Source organism: Tatumella sp. UCD-D_suzukii (genome assembly GCF_000611875.2).
GTDB classification, from domain to species: domain Bacteria; phylum Pseudomonadota; class Gammaproteobacteria; order Enterobacterales; family Enterobacteriaceae; genus Tatumella; species Tatumella ptyseos.
Genome location: NZ_JFJX01000053.1, coordinates 314,925 through 337,456, shown reverse-complemented (window position 1 = coordinate 337,456; position 22,532 = coordinate 314,925). Strand labels below are relative to the sequence as shown.

General features: G+C 52.3%; 22 protein-coding genes and 1 pseudogene. 10 read left to right on the top strand and 13 right to left on the bottom strand.

The features are described 5' to 3' along the window. Positions 1–121: 121 nt before the first annotated feature. Entirely contained in the window at positions 122–307 is a 186-nt protein-coding gene (locus tag CG67_RS11495; protein WP_038024775.1) for a glycine zipper 2TM domain-containing protein, read from the top strand. Between the two features lie 47 nt (positions 308–354). Here the strand turns inward: CG67_RS11495 and yciH are convergent, their stop codons facing one another. The 5 genes from yciH to pgpB form a co-directional block, all read right to left on the bottom strand. After that, entirely contained in the window at positions 355–675 is a 321-nt protein-coding gene (gene yciH / locus CG67_RS11490) for a stress response translation initiation inhibitor YciH (protein WP_025903091.1), read from the bottom strand. Continuing rightward, positions 675–1,397 carry an orotidine-5'-phosphate decarboxylase gene (gene pyrF, locus CG67_RS11485; RefSeq protein ID WP_025903090.1) on the bottom strand — a complete coding sequence of 241 codons (723 nt, stop codon included), beginning with the start codon at positions 1,395–1,397 and terminating at the stop codon, positions 675–677. The genes yciH and pyrF overlap by 1 nt, the downstream gene beginning before the upstream one ends. A 181-nt stretch (positions 1,398–1,578) precedes the next feature. Beyond that, complete coding sequence (lapB, locus tag CG67_RS11480) at positions 1,579–2,748, bottom strand: lipopolysaccharide assembly protein LapB (RefSeq protein ID WP_025903089.1); 1,170 nt, start codon at positions 2,746–2,748, stop codon at positions 1,579–1,581. A gap of 6 nt (positions 2,749–2,754) precedes the next feature. Beyond that, positions 2,755–3,063, bottom strand: a complete 309-nt coding sequence (locus tag CG67_RS11475; RefSeq protein WP_025903088.1) for a LapA family protein — start codon at positions 3,061–3,063, stop codon at positions 2,755–2,757. Positions 3,064–3,208: 145 nt separating this feature from the next. Continuing rightward, positions 3,209–3,943 (bottom strand): phosphatidylglycerophosphatase B, encoded by a 735-nt coding sequence (pgpB, locus tag CG67_RS11470; RefSeq protein ID WP_025903087.1) that lies wholly within the window; start codon positions 3,941–3,943, stop codon positions 3,209–3,211. A gap of 211 nt (positions 3,944–4,154) precedes the next feature. Between pgpB and ribA the strand changes: the two genes are divergently transcribed. Continuing rightward, on the top strand, positions 4,155–4,757 hold the full coding sequence (ribA, locus tag CG67_RS11465) for a GTP cyclohydrolase II (RefSeq protein ID WP_025903086.1): 603 nt from the start codon (positions 4,155–4,157) through the stop codon (positions 4,755–4,757). A 440-nt stretch (positions 4,758–5,197) separates the two neighbouring features. Here ribA and cysB read toward each other — a convergent pair whose 3' ends face one another. The 3 genes from cysB to CG67_RS11450 all read right to left on the bottom strand — a co-directional run bounded on the left by cysB (position 5,198) and on the right by CG67_RS11450 (position 9,551). Continuing rightward, positions 5,198–6,172, bottom strand: coding sequence for an HTH-type transcriptional regulator CysB (gene cysB, locus CG67_RS11460; RefSeq protein WP_025903085.1), 975 nt, complete (start codon positions 6,170–6,172; stop codon positions 5,198–5,200). A gap of 444 nt (positions 6,173–6,616) precedes the next feature. Further along, complete coding sequence (gene topA, locus CG67_RS11455) at positions 6,617–9,214, bottom strand: type I DNA topoisomerase (protein ID WP_025903084.1); 2,598 nt, start codon at positions 9,212–9,214, stop codon at positions 6,617–6,619. Continuing rightward, complete coding sequence (locus CG67_RS11450) at positions 9,207–9,551, bottom strand: hypothetical protein (protein WP_025903083.1); 345 nt, start codon at positions 9,549–9,551, stop codon at positions 9,207–9,209. Before CG67_RS11450 ends, topA begins: the two co-directional genes overlap by 8 nt. Positions 9,552–9,576: 25 nt before the next feature. On the opposite strand from CG67_RS11450, the gene CG67_RS11445 reads away from it, so the two are divergent. Continuing rightward, positions 9,577–9,828: a DUF2498 family protein gene (locus CG67_RS11445; protein ID WP_025903082.1), complete on the top strand. Its 252-nt coding sequence runs from the start codon at positions 9,577–9,579 to the stop codon at positions 9,826–9,828. A gap of 51 nt (positions 9,829–9,879) precedes the next feature. On the opposite strand, the gene sohB is transcribed toward CG67_RS11445, so the two are convergent. After that, positions 9,880–10,926 carry a protease SohB gene (sohB, locus tag CG67_RS11440; protein ID WP_025903081.1) on the bottom strand — a complete coding sequence of 349 codons (1,047 nt, stop codon included), beginning with the start codon at positions 10,924–10,926 and terminating at the stop codon, positions 9,880–9,882. A 172-nt stretch (positions 10,927–11,098) separates the two neighbouring features. Between sohB and CG67_RS11435 the strand changes: the two genes are divergently transcribed. Then, entirely contained in the window at positions 11,099–11,860 is a 762-nt protein-coding gene (locus CG67_RS11435; RefSeq protein WP_025903080.1) for a YciK family oxidoreductase, read from the top strand. Between the two features lie 52 nt (positions 11,861–11,912). Here CG67_RS11435 and rluB read toward each other — a convergent pair whose 3' ends face one another. From rluB to CG67_RS11420, 3 genes are all read right to left on the bottom strand, one after another. Continuing rightward, positions 11,913–12,848: a 23S rRNA pseudouridine(2605) synthase RluB gene (gene rluB, locus CG67_RS11430; protein WP_025903079.1), complete on the bottom strand. Its 936-nt coding sequence runs from the start codon at positions 12,846–12,848 to the stop codon at positions 11,913–11,915. Between the two features lie 170 nt (positions 12,849–13,018). Continuing rightward, entirely contained in the window at positions 13,019–13,639 is a 621-nt protein-coding gene (locus CG67_RS11425; RefSeq protein ID WP_025903078.1) for an L-threonylcarbamoyladenylate synthase, read from the bottom strand. Further along, entirely contained in the window at positions 13,636–14,535 is a 900-nt protein-coding gene (locus CG67_RS11420) for a PHP domain-containing protein (RefSeq protein ID WP_051546386.1), read from the bottom strand. Before CG67_RS11420 ends, CG67_RS11425 begins: the two co-directional genes overlap by 4 nt. A gap of 278 nt (positions 14,536–14,813) precedes the next feature. On the opposite strand from CG67_RS11420, the gene CG67_RS11415 reads away from it, so the two are divergent. The 6 genes and pseudogenes from CG67_RS11415 to CG67_RS11385 all read left to right on the top strand — a co-directional run bounded on the left by CG67_RS11415 (position 14,814) and on the right by CG67_RS11385 (position 21,812). Further along, complete coding sequence (locus tag CG67_RS11415; protein WP_025903076.1) at positions 14,814–16,376, top strand: anthranilate synthase component 1; 1,563 nt, start codon at positions 14,814–14,816, stop codon at positions 16,374–16,376. After that, a pseudogene (gene trpD / locus CG67_RS18570) lies at positions 16,376–17,966 on the top strand (bifunctional anthranilate synthase glutamate amidotransferase component TrpG/anthranilate phosphoribosyltransferase TrpD). Before CG67_RS11415 ends, trpD begins: the two are co-directional and overlap by 1 nt. 2 nt (positions 17,967–17,968) lie before the next feature. Beyond that, positions 17,969–19,330: a bifunctional indole-3-glycerol-phosphate synthase TrpC/phosphoribosylanthranilate isomerase TrpF gene (gene trpCF, locus CG67_RS11400; protein ID WP_025903075.1), complete on the top strand. Its 1,362-nt coding sequence runs from the start codon at positions 17,969–17,971 to the stop codon at positions 19,328–19,330. 39 nt (positions 19,331–19,369) lie between these two features. Then, complete coding sequence (gene trpB / locus CG67_RS11395; RefSeq protein WP_025903074.1) at positions 19,370–20,560, top strand: tryptophan synthase subunit beta; 1,191 nt, start codon at positions 19,370–19,372, stop codon at positions 20,558–20,560. After that, on the top strand, positions 20,560–21,375 hold the full coding sequence (gene trpA / locus CG67_RS11390) for a tryptophan synthase subunit alpha (protein ID WP_025903073.1): 816 nt from the start codon (positions 20,560–20,562) through the stop codon (positions 21,373–21,375). The genes trpB and trpA overlap by 1 nt, the downstream gene beginning before the upstream one ends. A gap of 122 nt (positions 21,376–21,497) precedes the next feature. Further along, a complete protein-coding gene (locus CG67_RS11385; protein WP_025903072.1) occupies positions 21,498–21,812 on the top strand; it encodes a BON domain-containing protein in 315 nt (104 codons plus the stop codon). Positions 21,813–21,881: 69 nt separating this feature from the next. Here the strand turns inward: CG67_RS11385 and ompW are convergent, their stop codons facing one another. Then, positions 21,882–22,514, bottom strand: coding sequence for an outer membrane protein OmpW (gene ompW / locus CG67_RS11380; protein ID WP_025903071.1), 633 nt, complete (start codon positions 22,512–22,514; stop codon positions 21,882–21,884). Positions 22,515–22,532 lie beyond the last annotated feature (18 nt).

The window sequence follows — 22,532 nt, the reverse complement described above, 5'->3', positions numbered from 1 at the left end:
TACCTGCGACGGGCCGCTATCAGGTCCATCCTACTCTGCAAGATTTCAGTCGTTTTTTTGCCATCACCGGCAATAAACTGAGGAGCTGACCGTGATAATCACAAAAAAAACGATAACGTCGATGATTGTTATCACACTGCTGATCGGAAGTGTTACCGGATGTTCTAACTGGTCGAAACGGGACCGGCATACCGCGTTAGGGGCCGGTATCGGCGCTATCGGTGGCAATATACTGACGGGCGGCAGCACCCTGGGGACACTAGGCGGAGCAGCTGTCGGTGGCGTTATTGGCCGCCAGACACACTGATCATCTGGAGATAAGGGCCGGGAACGGCCCTTTTAATAGCAGAGGGTTTAGCCACCGGCGAGTTTCACTTTCAACCCTTTAGCTTCCAGCAGCGATTTCAGTAAATCACGCTTATCCCCCTGGATTTCGATATCGCCTTCTTTTACCGATCCCCCGCAGCCACATTTCTTCTTAAGTTCAGCGGCCAGTTTACTCAGCTCAGCCTCCGGCAGATCCAGGCCCGTGATGATACACACCCCTTTCCCTTTACGGCCGCTGGTCTGGCGTTGGATCCTGACAATACCGTCCCCTTTGGGGCGCTCTTTCACTTCAGCAACCGGTCTGATGCGTCCGCTCTCAGTGGAGTAAACCAGATTATCCTGACCCATTATGCCCCCTGTAATGATTGCAGAATCGATGCCAGCGTAGCGGCCGGATCGGCTGACTGAGTGATCGGGCGACCAATCACCATATAGTCTACCCCGGCCTGTTTGGCTTGTGCCGGAGTCATGATACGACGTTGATCCTGTGCGGCGCTGCCCTCAGGACGGATCCCGGGCGTGACCAGCGAAAACGCATTCCCCAGCCGTTGTCTGAAAGTGACCGCTTCATGTGCGGAACAGACCACACCATCCAGACCACATTCTTTTGTCAGTGTTGCCAGATGCAATGCGTGTTCGGCCGGGGTACGGTCGATACCGATATCGTGTAAGTCACTGGCTTCCATACTGGTTAATACCGTCACCGCAATCAGCAGTGGCGCATCTTTCCCCATCGGGACCAAAGCTTCACGCGCGGCATTCATCATTCTTGCCCCGCCACTGGCATGCACATTCACCATCCAGACGCCAAGGTCAGCGGCTGCGGCAACAGCATGAGCAACCGTGTTCGGAATATCGTGAAATTTAAGGTCCAGAAAAACATCGAACCCGCGGGACTGCAGGGTCTTTACCCACTCAGGTCCGAAACGGGTAAACATCTCTTTACCCACTTTCAGACGGCAGCTTTGCGGATCGATAAGGTCTGTAAGCGCTAATGCCCGATTGATATCGTCAAAGTCGAGTGCAACCAGCACCGGTGAGGTAACAGAAGATGGCGATAAAGCAGACATGGCAGTTTTCCTTTAAATAACAAAAGAGCATCGGGCTTGACTGATAAACGGCGCTTATTCTACCTGCCTGGCTTTGGTTGTCACCCTTTTTGCACGGTGCTGATGTGCAGAGGGTTCAGTCCATAATGTATGTTGTAACTAAATAGCCGTAAAAAAAACAGAGCCTGCGCTCTGTCTGTGATTATTGTCCGTCCAGGCCACGAATGGGTTTGACCGAAGCCCAGGTCCGACATGAAGGGCAATGCCAGTAAATAGCATGTGCGGTAAAACCACATTTTTCACACCGGTAACGTGGTTTAGTCCGTATCTGTTCTCCTACCATATTACGCAAAACCGCAAGGCTCTGTTTCGCCCGTCCGTCTTCAGCGTCCTGCAAATAATAGTTGATCAGACGATGAAAGCCCCGGGTCGTCGGGTTGTGATCCAGTTGCTTCATCAGGAACAATTGGGCCGGCTCCGTTCCTTCCGTCGAATCGATAATATCTGCCAGATACAGCTCCGCGGAGCTTCCGGTATCTGCGGCAACACATTGCTGCAGAAACTCCACCCATTGGGCTGGCGCATTCAGGCGCTGGTAACAGCCATCCAGCAGTGGCAACACTTCACTCACGAACTCAGGGTCCTGCTGCAGTACACGTTGCAGACTTTGCACCGCTTTCTGATCATCCCCTTTTTCTATAAAAATGCGCCCCATCATTATCGAAATACGGGCACAGTTCTTATCGGCGGACTCCCCTTTTTTGAGCAGGGTAAGCGCCTTATCGAGATCATCACTACTCATCGCCTGTAAAGCCAGCTCACAATACAGATGTGCAATAACACTCTTCTGTTTATCCTGCCCCAACCGTACCAGGCGCTCAGCCGTGTCAATCGCCTGACTCCAGTCACTGGTCAGCTGATAAATCTGCAGTAACTGCGTGAGTGCGCCTTCCCGGAAATCAGTTTCATCCGTTAACTGGGCAAACATATCCTCGGCACGATCATACAGGCCGGCGGCCAGGTAGTCCCGTCCCAGTTGATGAACTGCCAATAATCGCTGGTCATAATCCAGGGACGTGCTTTCCATCAATGACTGATGGATACGAATGGCTCTGTCTACTTCCCCCCGGGAGCGAAAAAGGTTACCCAGCGTCAGATGTGCTTCAATGGCACCACTGTCCTCTTTGAGCATATCCAGGAACAGATCAACAGCTTTGTCCTGCTGATTTGAAAGTAAAAAGTTTACGCCTGTCACATAATCACGGGAAAGACGATTGGCTTCCTGTTGTTTGTCCTGATGCGCGCTACGACGTCCCATATACCAGCCATAGGCCGCAGCAACAGGCAATAACAGAAACAGCAATTCGAGCATAGCCGATTATTCCTTCACCACGGATTTATCCCTGGCTGTGGTGACAGAATTGGCCGGAACATACTGCGCTTCAAGGCGCTTAATTTTACGACGGGCGTGCGATAACGCCAGACGCATGCGCAGCCAGAACAATCCACAAATGACCCACCCCAGGATAAACCCGGCGCCGAACAACGATGCCAGCAGCGTAGATACGCGAAAATCGCCCTGTGCCAGCAGATAGTTAAAGGTCACTATCTGATCATTTTTGGCTCCCAGGGTAATTGAGATAATAAAAATGACCAGTACGACTAAAAAAATCAGTAAATATTTCACAATGCATCCTGTTATCGTTTTCTTTCTCTCATCAGGCGTATAAACAGCGACACGCGACTGACAGGAAATACCGGCTTACCCGCATCATTATATTATGGGGATGCTGGCTGTATTTACAATATTACTTTTCTCTTTGTCCTGTGAATTATCCCTGCCTGACGCGTTCGCTCAGGATCCCCCGGAATAATGCACAAGCCACCGTCAGCGTGATACCCGCGACCATCACTGACATGATAACATCCCGGGGCCAGTGCATACCGAGCGCCATCCGGCTCCCCATCACCACAATAGCCCAGACAAAGGTAGCAACCACGGTAACATAATGACGCTTTACTCCCGCCAGCACCAGCATCAGTAATGCCCAGCAGGCCGCAAACATACTGTGTCCTGACGGGAAGGCGTAGCCGGTTTCATAAGCCCAATGCTGCCGCAGCCAGCCGGGAATAAACGGCTCCTGCCCTGTCACCCGTTCGACAAGCTGGCCACGTTCCTGACCGGAAAGATGATAGAAATGATCCACCGAGGTGCCGGACACCCTGCTTATCCATAAAGTATATGGTCTGGGTTCCTGAACATAATGCTTGATAAGCGTATTGATACCCTGCCCGCCCCACACGACCAGCACGACCAGCACCGCCGTCTGCAAGAGTTCACGCAGGCCTGCCCCATCCCCGTATCGAAGCCATAACAACCACCCGCCGAGCAGCAAGCTGGTCAGTATACCCCAGGGTCTCGTCACCGTCTCAGTAAACGCGAATAATACCGGCTTAAGAGGCAACGTATTGTCGGGCTGCCAGTGCCAGCCCGACACCCAAATCAGTAAGGGCAGACAAAGTAATATCAGCACACCGGTACTGACTGATTTTAAAACCTTAAACATCGCATATCCTTTTTCTGCCTGTCGTGAGTAAAAATTATCATTTTCTGCCACAGCCGGAATACGCTACGCTCACCGCTTGCCTGATTGTGCTTTCCCGCTGGCACGAACTGCATAACATTACGTTACGATGCACAATTATGGCACAATACACAGATAACCTCTGTCATTCAGAGTGCTGATAATAATACAGTTTTATAGTAACGGAGTTTACATGCAACTTAAGCGGGTGGCCCAGGCCACACTACCTACACCCTGGGGAGATTTCCTGATGGTGGGGTTTGAAGAGATAAAAACAGGTAAAGACCACGTCGCACTGGTCTACGGTGATATCAGTGGTGATACGCCCGTCCTTGCCAGAGTTCACTCTGAATGCCTGACCGGGGATGCACTATTCAGCTTACGTTGCGACTGTGGTTTTCAGCTTGAAGCAGCACTCAATGCTATCGCCACCGAAGGCCGGGGCGTGTTGTTGTATCACCGTCAGGAAGGCAGAAATATCGGTTTACTGAACAAGATCCGTGCTTACGCGCTGCAGGATCAGGGGCTGGATACGGTTGAGGCCAACCTCAAACTCGGTTTTGCCGCCGATGAGCGTGATTTTACTCTGTGTGCTGATATGTTCAGTTTGCTGGACGTTCATGCCGTACGCTTGCTGACTAATAATCCACGCAAGGTCAGCGTACTGACCGACGCGGGCATCAACATTACCGAGCGGGTTCCGCTGGAAGTGGGAAGAAACCCTAAAAACACCGGCTATCTGGACACCAAGGCATTAAAAATGGGACACCTGCTTCATCCGCATAATGATGACTAAGGCCTGCAATTAACTCCGCCGGGGCAACTGCAGAGCGTACTGAGCCCCGCCTGTTATCTCAGGTAACGCCGTCTTATCGTGCTCAGCGGGATAACGGTCACATCAGTCACCAGGAAAAGACGGTGCTAAAACGTCTATGTCAGACATTGCATGAGAAGGTAAATGACCCCGGACCAGAACATAAGACACAGTGCGACCGCCGTGCCCCATATCCTGCAACGGTAACGACAAAGAGAAGTCCTGCGGAAGTTTTCTGGCGCCTGATACCCTTTAACGCGGGTACGAAAAGAAAAATGCATAATACATCCCTGTTTGCCTGGCAAAATACATCAGCGAGTCATACAACCACTGGCCGATATATTCCGTCGCCGGCCATCCATAACCGGCATACTCAAGATCAACGTTAATATTAACACTATCGGGCCGGGGCCACGGTCAGGTTATTTAACCGGTAAACGGATATCTTTAAACATCGCTTCAATATCTTCATTCGAACGCAATGCAATTGCCGCATCCACCACGTCACGGGTCAGATGGGGAGCGAATCGCTGAATAAAGTCATACATATAGGTTCTGAGGAAACTGCTGCTTCTGAAGCCTATTTTAGTGGTGCTGTAAGTGAAGATATCAGACACATCAATCTTCACCAAATCGGTTTCCGTCACCGGGTCAATGGCCATACTGGCAATCACACCGATCCCCAATCCCAGCCGGACATAGGTCTTAATAACATCCGCATCGGTGGCGGTAAAGACAATTTTTGGTGTCAGCCCGGCTTGATTAAACGCGGAATCCAGTTCTGAGCGGCCGGTAAAACCGAAGGTATAAGTCACCAGCGGATATTCTGCCAGGTCATTAATAGTTACCCGGGCTTTTTCGGTCAGCGGATGTCCTGGCGGGACGACGATAGCACGGTTCCAGTGATAACAGGGCAACATCACTAAATCATCATAGAGGTGCAATGCTTCAGTGGCGATAGCAAAGTCAGCATTCCCTTTTGATACCGCTTCCGCTATCTGCGTCGGTGACCCCTGATGCATATGCAAGGATACCCGGGGATAACGCTGAATAAAGCCTTTAATCACCGGAGGAAGCGCATAGCGTGCCTGGGTGTGCGTTGTCGCGACATACAGAGAACCCTGATCAGGCCAGGTATGCTCACCGGCGACCGATTTTATTGCTTCAACTTTAGATAATACTTCACGTGCAATACGAATGATTTCATCGCCGGCCGGAGTTACCTGAGTCAGGTGCTTACCACTGCGTGAAAAGATTTGAACACCGAGTTCATCTTCCAGCATTCGAACCTGTTTACTGATCCCGGGCTGTGACGTATAAAGCCCTTCCGCAGTAGAGGAAACATTCAGGTTATGGTTAACGACTTCGACGATATAGCGTAATTGCTGTAATTTCATAGCCCACCTTTTCGGGACAAAAGGTACTTATTGCCTGCATTCCTGCAAAAAAGTTATCTGATTAATTTATATTTATTAACAGAGCATACATTGCTGTTTACTATAACCACTATAGCATTAATTTATAATTAACAGAACAAATAGCTATATCCGGTAATCAATGTACAGCGATTGCATCAGTAAGAGTCTGAAAAAGGCTGCGGTGTGGTCGTTTTTCCATAAGGCGGCGGCTGGCTGTCAGGGACGGTGTTTTGCCAGTACGCAGATCGGGTAATACCTGACCGCAATTATCGCAAGACAGCTTATCGCCATCATTGTTTTACCGGCTTCCCGACTTCCGGAGGGAGCGAAGCATCAGGAATAATAAAAAACGCCCGGTAAAGTTCACCGGGCGTTATCGGGCTGATGAATATCAACCCGGGTCAGGACGAATCACAGAAAACGCTACTTTTTAACTTCCTGCCACTGCCCGTCAATAAAGAACATCGACCAGCCGGTCGCTTTACCGTCTTTTTCCGAAGAAACATATTGCTGTTTGGTCTTACGACTAAACCGGACCAGCGTTTTATTCCCCTGGGGATCAACGGCCGGTGCCTGAGTCAGATAAATAAACTTCTCCGGCAAACGGTCGCTGAACCGTTGCAACTCTTCCACTAACGGAGCTCGTGTCTCGCGGGATTTAGGGAAGGTATTCGCAGCCAGGAAAATACCGGCAGCCCCGTCACGCAGCACAAAATAGGCGTCAGACTTTTCGCAGGCAAGTTCAGGTAAAGGTACCGGGTCTTCTTTCGGCGGAGCAACATCGCCGTTACGAAGGATTTTACGGGTATTCTTACACTCGTCGTTGGTACAGGCCATGTATTTACCGAAACGTCCCATTTTCAGGTGCATTTCGCTACCACATTTTTCGCATTCCACCACCGGGCCGTCATAGCCTTTAATACGGAATTCACCCTCTTCGATTTCATACCCGTCACAGGAAGGGTTATTACCACAGACATGCAGTTTGCGCTTTTCATCGATCAGGTAGCTGTCCATCGCGGTACCGCATTTTTGGCAGCGCGGACGCGCACGCAAAGCGTTAGTTTCCGCATCGTCCCCTTCCAGAATATTAAGAACTTCATTTTCAGGGATCAGGTTAATGGTCTGCTTACAGCGCTCTTTCGGCGGCAGCGCATACCCGGAACAGCCCAGGAAAACCCCGGTGGTGGCGGTACGAATACCCATATGCCGCTGACAGGTCGGACATTCGATAGAGGTCAGCACCATCTGGTTCGGTTGCATGCCTCCTTCTTCAGGATCCTTATCTGCTTTCTGCAATTGATCACTGAAGTCCGTGAAGAAATGATCCAGCACCGCACGCCATTCGGCCTGATCATTCGCTACCTGATCGAGGTTATCTTCCATACGTGCGGTGAAATCATAATTCATCAATTCGCGGAAATTAGCTTCCAGACGATCGGTAACAATTTCACCCATCTTTTCTGCATAGAAACGACGGCTTTCGACCCGGACATAGCCACGGTCCTGGATGGTAGAGATGATAGAGGCATAGGTCGAAGGACGGCCAATGCCCCGTTTTTCAAGCTCACGTACCAGCGAAGCTTCACTGAAACGGGCCGGAGGCTTAGTAAAATGCTGTGCAGGCAGCACTTCCAGCAGCGCAGGTGCATCACCTACCTCAATGGCCGGCAGCGTCAGATCATCATCGTTTTTGCGTAATGCCGGCATGACACGCGTCCAGCCATCAAAGCGCAACGTACGTCCTTTCGCTTTCAGACGATAATCCCCCGCCATCACGGTCAGAGTGGTGGAGTCATATTTCGCCGGAACCATCTGACAGGCGACGAACTGACGCCAGATCAGCTGATATAACTTCTGCGCGTCTGCTTCCATGTCTTTCAGTTGTTCGGCAAGCACATTGACGTCAGACGGACGGATAGCTTCGTGCGCTTCCTGAGAATTATCTTTATTGGTATAAATATTGGCCTTTTCCGGCAGGTAGTTATTACCGAAATTACCGTCAATATACCCCCGGGCCATTTCAATCGCATCCTGGCTCAGGTTGGTGGAATCCGTACGCATATACGTGATGTGGCCGCTCTCATAGAGTCGCTGCGCCAGCATCATGGTTTTCTTTACACCGTAGCCCAGACGGGTACTCGCCGCCTGTTGCAACGTTGAAGTAATAAAAGGTGCGCCAGGCTTACTGCTGGTGGGTTTATCTTCCCGCTCCGTGACCTGATACGTCGCTTTTTCCAGTTCAGCGACAGCGGCCCGGGTCGTCTCTTTATTGACCGGGCGGAAGGCTTTGTCGTGATGATGCGATACACGCATCAGCAGCTCGGTCCCCTGCGGGGTATTCAGCCGGGCATCAACTTCCCAATATTCTTCCGGGACAAAGGCTTTGATTTCACGCTCACGCTCTACCACCAGCCGCACAGCAACTGACTGAACGCGACCGGCGGATAAACCGCGCGCAACTTTTTTCCACAACAGAGGCGAGACCATGTAGCCTACCACACGGTCCATAAAGCGACGTGCCTGCTGGGCATTAACACGATCGATATTCAGTTCACCCGGCTCTTCAAAGGCCTGACGGATCGCATTCTTAGTGATCTCGTTAAACACAACGCGGCTGAAGCGCGAATCGTCTCCACCGATGACCTCACGCAGGTGCCAGGCAATCGCCTCTCCTTCGCGGTCCAAATCCGTTGCGAGATAAATATGGTCAGCATCCGCTGCCAGGGTTTGTAATTCAGAAACGACTTTTTCTTTACCCGGTAAAATCTGGTAGTTGGCTTCCCAGTTGTGCCATGGATCGACACCCATGCGGTTCACCAGAGCGGCCTTCTCGTCTTTTTTTCCTGACTTTGCTGTTTTGGCTTTACCGGCTTCTGCCGTCTTCTTAGCCAGAGACCCGCTGGTCGGCAGGTCCCGAATATGACCTACGCTGGACTTAACGACAAAGCCACTGCCAAGGTATTTATTAATAGTTTTAGCCTTTGCCGGTGACTCAACAATAACGAGTGCTTTACCCATAGATAACTTTACCTAATAAAAACGTCCTGAAGAACGGGAGAGGAGAACTCCCCTGATTTGCAACAACGCTACTTGCTGCTGACTCCCGCAGTTCACGCCATGATCCATTGATAACTGATAATAGCCCGGAAATAACAGTATGATTAAAATAATCTTTTACTTTAGTTCCCCGGCCGGTCGTGAAGCGGGCTCCCTGATTCGCAAATCGTCCACACTCTACCTGATAAAATTTGAGACGCAACTTTATTAGCATCCTGACAAATTTCCGCCCGTCTGCACCAGCAAAATTTTTGTGGTGCCCGGTCAAACCGCTTACAATACCCACACTCTTTGCCATGACTTTATCTCAAGTGAGGAAAACAATGTCTGAACACCCTGAATATATAGATAAAACAGCGCTGCTCAACATCGCTAATCAATCAATGACCGGCCATGATGACTACTTTTCGGCAATGCAGGTGACAGGCGTAGATGAAAAGAACGGACTCCTGATGTTCAGCGGCCCACTGTTCACCGATGCACAGGGCTTACCGACACGTCAGACCACCGCAGTGTTTAACGTGTTTAAGTTTCTGACGCTGAACTTATCATCACGCTACCGTCTGAAACAATGACCCCGGGAAATCCCGGGGTCATTTTTCGGTATCAGAGCCACTGACTACCCTTTAAAGTAGCGGTTTTTCACCACGTTGCCACCATTTCTGGAGCATACGTTCAGCGACCTGCGCACCGCTCTGAGTGAAACGCTCAATGATGCTTTTCTTTTTACTGTAGCTGACCGACAGGATAGTAAACTTATCCATCTGGCGGATAATCACTTCATCACTGGTGGCGATTTCATCCACCAGGCCATTTTCCAGCGCCTGACGACCATACCAGTGTTCACCGGTGGCTACTGAATCAATATCCAGCCCCGGGCGCATCTGATGAACAAACGATTTAAACAACTGATGCGTTTCGTTCAGGTCTTCACGGAATTTCTCGCGCCCTTCTTCCGTATTCTCACCCAGCAGCGTCAGAGTGCGTTTATATTGTCCGGCCGTGTGGAGCTCAATATCAATGTCATTGCGTTTCAGCAACCGGTTGAAATTAGGCACCTGTGCAACGACCCCGATAGAGCCGATAATAGCAAACGGCGCCGCAATGATCCGTGACGCGACACAGGCCATCATATAACCGCCGCTGGCGGCCACCTTGTCGACCACAGCCGTCAGGGGAATATTGTGATCACGAAGGCGTTGCAACTGTGATGCCGCCAGGCCATAGCCATGCACGACTCCGCCCGGACTTTCCAGACGTAACAACACTTCATCTCCGGCAGAAGCCACCGACAATACAGCAGAAATTTCTTTACGCAACGAGGCTACTTCCCCCGCATCCATGCTGCCTTTAAAATCCAGCAGGAACAGGGTGTTTTTACTCTCTTCACTAAGCCCCTGTTTGGCCTTCGCCTTATCGGCTTTAGCTTTTTCTTTGCGCTGTTTTTTTTCCGCTTTCAGGAACAGTTTTTGTTCATGCTCCGGCAGTTTCGCGACCGCCAGAGTCTGTTTCAGGGTCTGGTAATCCTCCCCCGGGTGCCCTAACTGAAGCTGGCCTTGTCCCCCTTTTTTACGGGAAGACAGGCTCACAATGGCCACTGCCAGCGCAATAATAGCAACGACAACAGTGACAATTTTCGCTAAAAATAATCCATATTCTGCAATAAAACTCACTCAGTCCACCTTAGTCAATTTCGGTTAAACGCATGTTTTCCTGACCGGCCTGACGCACTGAGGGGCGCAGAAACCGGCCGCTAAGCTGGAAATTAACAGCATGTTATCTTAGTGTACCATAGGATAATTTTCGGCATAACTGCATGAAATTTTAAAAACAAAGGACCCGCCTGTGAATGCTCAGCAACAAACCAACCTGTTGAAAAATCGTACCCTTCTGGTCACCGGTGCCTCAGACGGCATAGGTCGCGAAGCGGCCCTGACGTTCGCCCGTCAGGGGGCCAGGGTACTGCTGGCTGGCAGAAACCGCCAAAAGCTCAATCAGGTCCGTGACGATATTGCCGCCGCGGGACTGACACCTGCGCCGGTACTGGTACTGGATTTTGCGACCGCAACCCCGGAAGACTGCCGGCAATTTGCCGCGGAAGTTGCCGCACTCACCCCGCAATTAGACGGTGTTCTGCATAATGCCAGCATCCTCGGCACCCTTCAGCCGATGGCGGACATTCCGCCGGCAGAGTGGTCACAGGTCATGAAAGTGAACCTGGATACGACGTTTTTCCTGACCCAGGCCCTGCTGCCTCAATTACTTACGGCACCCGCACCGTCGCTGGTCTTTACCACATCGAGTGTCGGCCGTGAAGGACGGGCCGGATGGGGAACCTATGCCGTTTCCAAATTTGCCACCGAAGGGATGATGCAGGTACTGGCAGCCGAATATAAGGACACTGCGTTGCGGGTCAACTGTATCAACCCGGGGGGGACACGTACCTCGATGCGTGCCAGCGCTTTTCCTGAAGAGGATGCTGCGCGCCTGAAAACCCCGGCCGATATTATGCCGGTCTACCTGTATCTGATGAGTGATGAAAGCCTGGGGAAAACAGGTATCAGTTTTGATGCTCAGCCCGGCAGAAAAGCCGGCCCGGCGGAATAGATAAAAAAAAACCCCGCAGTCGCGGGGTCTTAGTCTGACTAACGCTGAAAAATCAGCCCTGTCCTTTATTACGTTTAGAAACCGGCTTTGCTGACCCCGGACGGCCCGAACCCGGACGTCCCTGGGTGGAACGACGCCCATTGCCATTACTACTGACCTGAGTATGTCGTTTCACGGCTCGACGGATTTGGTTCGCTTTGGTACGACGACGATCCTTCTCCACCGCAAGCTTCGTTTCAGTCTCATCAGGCATTCCCACCAGCTGGCGAAGATAGTTCACTGAGGTCAGGTCCATCTCTGTGTAACCACCGCGGGGTAATCCTTTCGGCAGAGGAATATCGCCATAACGGACACGGATCAGGCGACTAACCTGGACACCCACGGCTTCCCATAACCGGCGGACTTCACGGTTACGACCTTCTGTCAGGGTAACGTTATACCACTGGTTAAGCCCTTCACCGCCCCCGAACTTCAGGGTTTTAAAGGCCGCAGGACCATCTTCAAGTTGTACGCCTAAGCTTAACTGACGGATTTTATCATCATCAATCTGGCCAAAAACACGCACGGCGTATTCGCGTTCAACTTCACGGCTCGGGTGCATCAGCCGGTTCGCCAGTTCACCGTCAGTGGTGAACAGCAACAGACCGCAGGTATTCACATCAAGACGACCGACCGCTATCCAGCGGGCACCATTCAGTCGTGGCAGACGATCAAACACCGTCGGGCGACCTTCAGGATCATTGCGGGTACAGAGCTCACCTTCCGGTTTGTAGTACGCCAGAACACGGCATACCTGAGACGCGCTTTCAGCCACCCGGACAAGGTGCCCGTCAATACGAATTTTAAGCGCGGTATTCGTATCAACGCGGTCACCCAGTGTGGCAACTTTACCATCAACACTGACCCGACCTGCGGAGATAACAGATTCGATTTCACGTCGGGAACCGTGCCCGGCACGTGCTAAAACTTTTTGTAACTTTTCGCTCATTGAGCAGCCTCACTGTCGCCTTCCCAGGCCTCAGGGTTAGGATGTATTTAATTTAAAAATCAAATACTTACGTAAAAAATCACTGCCATTATACAGGATGGCGGCCCTAATGTAACGTTATTTATCGGGCCGTACCTGTGGCGCGGGCATGGGTTGCCCCCGCACGGCTCTTAACTGAACGGGGCAGGATCACCGCTGCCGACACGGATCACTTCCGGCGCAGGACCGGTGAGATCGACTACGGTGGTGGGTTGCTGACCAATAGTGCCTCCGTTCAGGATGAGATCGACCTGCTTACCGATACTGTCCTGAATGTCTTCCGGGTCCGACTCTGCAAACTCATTGCCAGGTAACATCAGTGTGGTCGACATCAGCGGTTCATTCAGCGCTTCAAGCAGAGCCTGAGCCACCGGATGGGCTGTCACCCGCAGACCGATGGTCTTCCGCTTTTCGTTCATTAAGCGGCGCGGCACTTCTTTGGTAGCTTTCAGTAAAAAGGTATAGCACCCGGGGGTATTATTTTTGATCAGACGGAATGCACTGTTATCGACCTGGGCGTAAACCGATAACTCAGACAAGTCACGGCACATCAGTGTGAAATGATGGTTCCCATCCAGCTGACGTAACCGGCAAATACGCTCCATCGCGGATTTATCTTCCAGGCGACATCCCAGTGCATAACCGGAATCCGTCGGGTAGACGATCACGCCGCCCTTATTCAGATAGTCCACCGCCTGGCTTATCAGCCGGGGTTGCGGGTTTTCCGGATGGATATAAAAAAACTGACTCATACTTCACTCCCGGCACCGGATTTAACCGGTGCGTTATTTTGAATGTGCGGAAAACGCAGCCAAAGGGCTTCAACACCGGCAGGTAACCAGAGGTTTCTGCCCAGTTCTATCCACGCACAGGGCTGATGAAAATCAGAGCCCTGGGAGGCGGCGAGTCCGTATTCCTGTGCATACAGGGCGAGTTGCTGGCGTTCGTTCGGGGGCTGCTGACATTGCGCCACCTCCATCGCATCACCGCCAGCCTCAGCAAAAAATTGCAGCAAACGTTTCAGCCATTTCGTGGATAACTGGTAACGTCCGGGGTGGGCCACCACCGCCCTGCCACCGGAAAGCTGAATGGCTTCAATAGCCTGTTCAATTGTACACCATTGTGCAGGGACGTATCCGGTTTTACCGCGCGCCAGATAACTTTTAAAAACTTTGGCAATGGTATCGGCTTTATTGCACTCCACCAGAAAGCGGGCAAAATGACCACGGGTGATTTCACCCTCGCCGGCCAGTCTGCGTGCGCCCTCCAGCGCTCCGGGAATACCGGCCTTCTCCAGCCGTTCGGCTATTTCCTGTGCACGCTGTTGACGTTTTTGTCGCTGACTGTCCAGCAACGCACAGATAGCCGGATGGTCAATATCCATCCCCAGGCCAACGATATGAATTTCATGGTTCTGCCAGCGGGTCGAGATCTCAACCCCGGTGATCAGCGCCAGAGGCAACCCATGACGGGCGATGGCCTCTTTCGCCGGTGCAATCCCCTCCGTGGTGTCATGGTCCGTGATCGCCAGAATATTAACGCCCCGCCCATGGGCACGCAGCACCAGCGCCTCCGGGGTTAACAGGCCATCGGAAGCTGTTGTGTGGCTATGCAGGTCATACAAATTAAACGCCGTTCTGTCTGTCAAATTTACTCCATGCTATCGGTTGTCCGGGCGGATACCCGTGATTTTAGCAATAACTGCAAAAGATGTATTGACAATACGACAGTGAACTAGTTAACTAGTACGCAAGTTCAGATAAGGATACTTCTCATGTGTATGACGGCAATTCACTCTCTCCGCTGGTGGCGTATGACTCTCCCATAACAGGGCGATGTTTTCGTGCACCCGGCAGTCAACACAGTGCAGATTTCAGGGCCCGCTCATCGCGGGCTTTTTTTTGGATAGAATTCAGAGAAACAACAATGGCTACAGCAAAACCCGATTTAAAACTGATTACCGGTGATGCCCCGTACCGTGATGACCCGGCAGCACTTTTCAACCAGCTCTGCGGTGCACGTCCGGCAACTCTGTTGCTGGAATCTGCCGATGTCGACAGTAAAAATAATCTGCAAAGCTTGCTGATCACTGACAGTGCTTTACGGATCACTGCATTCGGTCGTACCGTGACCGTACAGGCCTTGTCTGAAAACGGGGCCAGCCTGCTTCCCCTGCTGGATGCTGCTCTGCCTCAGGACGTGGAAATCTGCGTCAGGCCCGATGGCCGGGAACTGATCTTTCCGCCGATTGACCCGTTACAGGACGAAGACTCCCGCCTGAAATCAGTATCCGTAATGGATGCTCTGCGGCTGATCCCGACACTGATCCACAGTGACCCGAAACAACGCGAAGCGGTAATGCTGGGCGGGTTATTTGCTTATGACCTGGTCGCCGGGTTTGAAACTCTGCCGGAACTGACCAATGAACAGCGTTGCCCGGACTATTGTTTTTACCTGGCCGAAACCTTACTGGTCATTGATCACCAGTCACGCACCTCGCGGGTTCAGGCCAGTGTCTTTACCCCGTCGGTGAGCGAATTTGAACGTCTGCAACAACGCGTCCACCAGTTGCATCAGCAAATGTTACAACCTTCGGCCACGCCGGTAGCTCAGAAAGTGGAGCAAATGTCCCTGAGCTGTAATCAGAGCGATGAGGTTTATTGTGACGTTGTCACTAAACTGCAGCATGCCATCCGCATCGGCGAAATCTTCCAGGTCGTACCTTCCCGCCGTTTTTCTTTGCCCTGCCCGTCCCCCCTGGCCGCGTATGAGACCCTGAAAAACAGCAACCCAAGTCCTTATATGTTTTTTATGCAGGATCATGATTTCACGCTGTTTGGCGCATCCCCGGAAAGTTCACTGAAATATTCCGCCACCACGCGGCAGATAGAGATTTACCCGATCGCCGGTACCCGTCCGCGCGGACGTAATGCGGCCGGTGAACTGGACCGTGACCTGGACAGCCGTATTGAACTGGAAATGCGTACGGACCATAAAGAACTGGCGGAGCATCTGATGCTGGTTGACCTGGCGCGTAATGATCTTGCGCGCATCTGCGTGCCGGGCAGCCGGCATGTCGCCGATCTGACCAAAGTCGACCGCTATACATTTGTGATGCATCTGGTCTCCCGCGTCATCGGCAAGCTCCGTGAAGATCTTGATGTACTGCATGCATACCGCGCGGTGATGAACATGGGTACCCTGAGCGGAGCTCCGAAAGTCCGTGCGATGCAGCTTATTGCTGAGTCAGAAGGCACACGCCGGGGTTCCTACGGCGGGGCTGTAGGTTACTTCACCGGAACCGGAGATTTTGATACCTGCATTGTGATCCGTTCTGCTTATGTGGAAGACGGTATTGCAACCGTCCAGGCCGGGGGCGGTGTCGTGCTGGATTCCATACCTCAGGCAGAAGCAGACGAAAGTCGTAATAAAGCGCGTGCGGTGCTACGAGCCATCGCAACAGCCCATCAATGTAAGGAGATTTTCTGATGGCTGATATTTTACTGCTGGATAACTTTGATTCCTTTACCTACAACCTGGTCGACCAGTTGCGCACGTTCGGCCACCGGGTCATGGTTTACCGTAATAACCTGCCGGTGGAAACGCTGACAGAACGCCTGCGCACTATGGAAAGCCCGGTGCTGATGTTATCCCCGGGGCCTGGCACCCCTGCGGATGCCGGCAGCATGCCCGCCCTGCTGAAAGCCATGCGCGGCAAGGTTCCGATTATCGGTATCTGTCTTGGCCATCAGGCGATCGTCGAAAGTTACGGCGGCGTGGTGGGTCAGGCCGGGGAGATCCTGCATGGTAAAGCCTCTGCCATCAGCCATGACGGACAACATATGTTCAGTGGCTTACCGAATCCTTTACCGGTTGCCCGTTACCACTCGCTGGTCGGCAGTAGCATCCCGGCAGACGTCACGGTTAACGCGACCTTTAACGGAATGGTCATGGCCGTTCGTCATGATAAGGACAAAGTCTGCGGCTTCCAGTTCCACCCTGAGTCAATTCTGACCACGCAGGGAGCAAAGCTTCTGGAACAAACCCTGGTATGGGCGCTTAGCGATTAAGGACAAGGATATGCAACAAATTCTGGAACAACTCTATCAGGGCAAAATCATCAGCCAGGCAGAGAGTGAACAGCTATTCTCTGCTATCGTCACCGGAGAAATGGACCCGGTCTCACTGGGGGCCGCTCTGATAGCCATGAAAGTCCGCGGGGAAACTCCCCCGGAGATTGCCGGGGCCGCAACCGCCCTGCTGGCCAACGCGCGGAACTTTCCGCGCCCTGATTACCCCTTCGCTGACATTGTGGGTACCGGCGGCGACGGCAGCAACAGTATTAATATTTCCACCGCCAGTGCGTTTGTTGCTGCGGCCTGTGGCCTGAAAGTTGCCAAACATGGAAACCGCAGTGTCTCCAGTAAGTCTGGCTCTTCCGATTTACTGGCGGCCTTTGGCATCAACCTGGACATGCCCCCGGAAACCGCCCGTCAGGCCCTGGATGAAGATAACCTCTGCTTCCTGTTTGCCCCGCAGTACCACAGCGGCTTCCGGTATGCGATGCCTGTGCGTAAACAACTGCAGACACGCACATTGTTTAATGTGCTCGGGCCGTTAATTAACCCGGCCCGCCCTCCGCTGGCACTGATCGGCGTTTACAGCCCGCAGTTACTGCAACCGGTGGCTGAAACCCTGCGGATGTTAGGGTATCACCGCGCTGCCGTGGTTCATGGCGGAGGAATGGATGAAATTGCAGTCCACAGCAGCACTCTGGTGGCCGAATTGCGCGACGGGGAAATCACCCGCTATGAGGTCAGTCCGCCGGATTTTGGTCTGGATTTCCATTCGCAGGATTCCCTGGCCGGCGGAACGCCCGGAGAAAACCGTGACATTTTGCGTCAACTGCTGCAGGGTAAAGGGCAGACAGCGCATGAACATGCCATTGCTATCAATGTCGCCATGCTGATGAAACTGTTTGGTCATGAAGATTTACGCCACAATGCTGAACAGGCCATTGCAACCCTCCGTAGCGGACGGGCTTATGACTGTGTCACCGCACTGGCTGCAAGAGGATAACCATGAAGGGTACCGTTTTAGAGAAAATTGTTGCCGATAAAGCCATCTGGGTTGCCGAACGTAAGCAAAAACAGCCCCTGGAAACGTTCAGGGATGCTCTGGCACCTTCTTCCCGCAATTTTTATCAGGCTCTGCAGCGTGAAAAAAGCGCCTTTATTCTGGAATGTAAAAAAGCATCGCCATCAAAAGGGTTGATCCGTGAGGATTTTGACCCGGCCACTATCGCCGGGGTCTACCGCGAATATGCGTCCGCGGTATCGGTGCTGACTGATGAAAAATATTTCCAGGGCAGCTTTGATTTCCTGCCTATCGTGAGTCAGGCGACCACCCAGCCGGTATTGTGCAAAGATTTTATTATTGATCCCTACCAGATCTACCTGGCTCGCCATTATCAGGCAGATGCCATATTACTGATGCTATCGGTACTGGATGACCAGCAATACCGTGAGCTGGCTGAGGTCGCTCACTCCCTGAATATGGGGGTCCTGACCGAAGTCAGTAATCAGGAAGAACTCGAACGCGCACGGGTACTGAAACCCCGTGTGGCCGGGATCAATAACCGTGACCTGCGCGACCTGTCAATTGACCTGGAAAAAACCCGTCAGCTCGCCCCGCAGTTACCTGAAGACGCTATCGTCATCAGTGAGTCCGGTATCTACGACTATGCTCAAATCCGTGAATTACAGCATTATGCGGGGGGCTTTTTGATCGGATCATCCCTGATGTCTGAAGATGATCTGGGCATGGCGGTGCGTCGCGTCCTGACCGGCGATAATAAGGTCTGTGGCCTGACACGGCCTGAAGATGTCAAAGCAGCCTATACGCACGGTGCCGTTTACGGCGGATTCATTTTTGCCGCCGGTTCACCGCGCCAGGTTACCGAACAACAGGCCGCAGAACTGACCCGGGCTGCGCCGCTGAAATTCGTGGGTGTTTTCCGTAATGATACACCGGAACACATCGCCGGTATCGCCCGCCGTCTGTCCCTGAGTGCGGTGCAACTGCACGGAGAGGAAGATGCCGACATGATAGCCCGCCTGCGCCGGTTGCTGCCGGACAACGTCGCCATCTGGAAAGCATTCAGCATCAGTGATCATTTACCGGCACGCGACCTGCCCTATGTGGACCGTTATCTGTTTGATCATGGCAAAGGCGGCAGCGGTCAGTGCTTCGACTGGTCATTACTGAAAGGCCAGGAGCTGCACAATGTCATGCTGGCCGGGGGGATCACCCCTAAGAACTGTGCTGCGGCCGCGGATACCGGCTGTGCCGGCCTGGATATTAATTCAGGCGTTGAACAGGCCCCGGGCATCAAAGATGCAGACAAACTGGCAGACGTATTCCAACAATTACGGGCTTACTAAATTAAGATTCGTCATTCTGACGACACAGGAAATTGAGTTATGACGTTACTGAACCCTTATTTTGGCGAATTTGGCGGAATGTATGTTCCGCAGATCCTGATGCCGGCGCTCAGCCAGCTTGAAGAAGCGTTTGTCAGTGCCCAGCGCGACCCTGAGTTTCAGGCCGAATTCACCGGATTACTGAAGAATTATGCCGGCCGTCCGACCGCACTTACGCTGTGCCGTAATCTGACCCGGGGCACACGTACCCGCCTTTACCTGAAACGCGAAGATCTCTTGCACGGCGGAGCTCATAAAACTAACCAGGTACTCGGTCAGGCACTGCTGGCAAAACGGATGGGGAAGAACGAAATTATCGCTGAAACCGGCGCGGGACAGCATGGTGTCGCCTCAGCACTGGCCTGTGCCCTGCTGGGCATGAAATGCCGTATTTATATGGGCGCTAAAGACGTTGAACGTCAGTCACCTAACGTTTTCCGTATGCGTTTGATGGGTGCAGAAGTGATCCCGGTGCATAGCGGGTCAGCCACCCTAAAAGACGCCTGTAATGAAGCCTTACGTGACTGGTCAGGCAGTTACGAGACGGCTCACTATATGCTGGGGACGGCCGCCGGCCCGCATCCTTACCCGACGATCGTGCGCGAATTTCAGCGGATGATTGGAGAAGAAACCCGGCAGCAGATCCTGGAGCACGAAGGACGTCTGCCGGATGCGGTGATTGCCTGTGTCGGTGGCGGTTCTAACGCGATTGGGATGTTTGCCGAGTTTATTGATGAAACGTCCGTCGGTCTGATTGGTGTTGAGCCCGCCGGTCTCGGAATAGAGTCAGGCCAGCACGGTGCCCCCCTGAAATACGGTAAAACCGGGATTTACTTCGGGATGAAAGCCCCGATGATGCAGACCGAAGATGGCCAGATTGAGGAATCTTACTCCATCTCCGCCGGGCTGGACTTCCCGTCAGTCGGTCCGCAACACGCCTGGCTGAACAGTATTGGCCGTGCGGATTACGTGTCTGTCACCGATGATGAAGCCATTGACGCATTTAAAGAGTTATCCCGCCATGAAGGGATTATTCCGGCCCTGGAATCTTCACACGCCCTTGCTCATGCTCTGAAAATGGCCAGAGATAATCCGGAAAAAGAGCAATTGCTGGTCGTTAACCTCTCAGGACGTGGCGACAAAGATATTTTTACCGTGCATGACATCCTGAAGCAGCGTGGAGAATTCTGATGGAACGTTATTCTGAACTTTTTAAGCAACTTTCCGCGAAAGGTGAAGGTGCTTTTGTCCCTTTTGTCACCCTGGGTGACCCTTCCTTTGAGTCTTCTCTGGACATTATTGACGCCCTGGTGGCGGGAGGTGCGGATGCTCTGGAGCTGGGCTTTCCGTTTTCTGATCCGCTGGCGGACGGTCCGACCATCCAGGCCGCTAACCTGCGCGCCCTGAATGCGGGGATGAATACCGAAAAATGTTTCGATATCATCACCCGGGTTCGCAGCAAGTATCCTGACCTGCCTATCGGTTTACTGATTTATGCAAACCTGATCTTCCGCCCGGGTATCGATGCCTTCTATTCCCGTTGCCGGGACGCCGGGGTGGATTCTGTTCTGGTTGCCGATGTGCCGGTTGAAGAATCTCAGCCCTTCCGTCAGGCAGCAATGCGCCATGAGATCGCGCCTATTTTTATCTGCCCGCCAAATGCCAGTGATGATTTACTCCGCGAGATTGCTTCCCACGGGCGCGGCTATACCTATCTGCTTTCACGCGCCGGGGTGACTGGCGCCGAGAACAGCAGATCAGCGCCTTTAGAGCATCTGATCGTGAAACTGAAGGAATATCATGCGGCTCCGCCTATCCAGGGATTCGGTATTTCCAAAGCCGGACAGGTCCGTGAGGTCTTGCAGGCCGGGGCTGCCGGGGCTATTTCGGGGTCGGCGGTGGTAAAAATCATCGAAACCCACCAGCACGAGCCGTCGGTCATGCTGGATAAGCTGACCGGGTTTGCTGCGTCACTGAAAGCGGCCACCCGACAGAACGTCTCCTGAGAGCGTAAAAGGCACTCCGGTGCCTTTTACGTTTAAAATTGGTAGTTCCCGGGAATGCGGTTAAACTTACTTATGCCGGAAGATTTCCGGTTGATCATAACCATGATACAGGGAGGCATTAAATGAAGTTTGTTAAGGTTTTAGCCAGCGCTGTTATGGCATCCGTGGTTGCATTATCACTTGCAGCCTGTGCGCCAACACCAACGAAAGAAGGTACCGGTGGCTACATTGATGACACGGTAATAACTACGAAAGTTAAAGCTCAGCTGCTGGATACTAAGGAGCTGAAATCAACTGAGATTAATGTTGAAACATTCAAAGGCCGCGTACAACTGAGCGGTTTTGTGTCCTCGCCTCAGGTAGCCAGCCGTGCAGTCGATGTTGCACGCAGAATACCGGGCGTAGTCTCCGTTGTGAATAATATGCAGATTAAGTAGCGGAACCCGCTGCCATCAAAAAAGGCCGTCTGACGGCCTTTTTTATTTTCCGGGTTCCACAGGGAGTTATCAGAAGGTGTAACCTGCACCCAGGAAGAATACCCACGGATTGATGTTAGTATTAATGCTTTGTTGCTCACCAGCCGCTTTGAACCGGACTTTAGTATCGATATTCATGTACCACAGTGAGGCATTCAGCATCCAGTGCTGGTTAAGCTGATAATCCATACCGACCTGCCCTGCTACACCCCATGAATTCTTCAGACTCAGATCCGTCAGACCACTGTCACGACCGGTATCATTAAATTTGTTATTGAAGAATGCGGTATAGTTCACACCAACACCCGCATAAGGCTGAAATTTAGAGCTGTTATCCAGGAAGTAGTACTGTGCCATCAGTGTTGGCGGGAGCTGGTGAACGGTTGCCAGGGTACCGGTCGGTCCGAGAGCGACTTTATGACGGAAAGGTGTCGCTGCCAGTAATTCCACACCGATATGATCGGTCGCCATATAAGTAAATGTCAGACCCAGCTGTGTATTGTTACTGACATCAAAGCCACCCATCCCTAAAACATTATCAGAACCCCCGGTCGGACGGACGGTTGCACTGCCTGCTCTGATAAAGAAATCTCCGGCCTGATGCGCTGATGCCACGGCGGGTAATAATGCTGCCATCAGTAAGCCAATTTTTGCCAGTTTCATAGCCACTCCTCTTAGGTA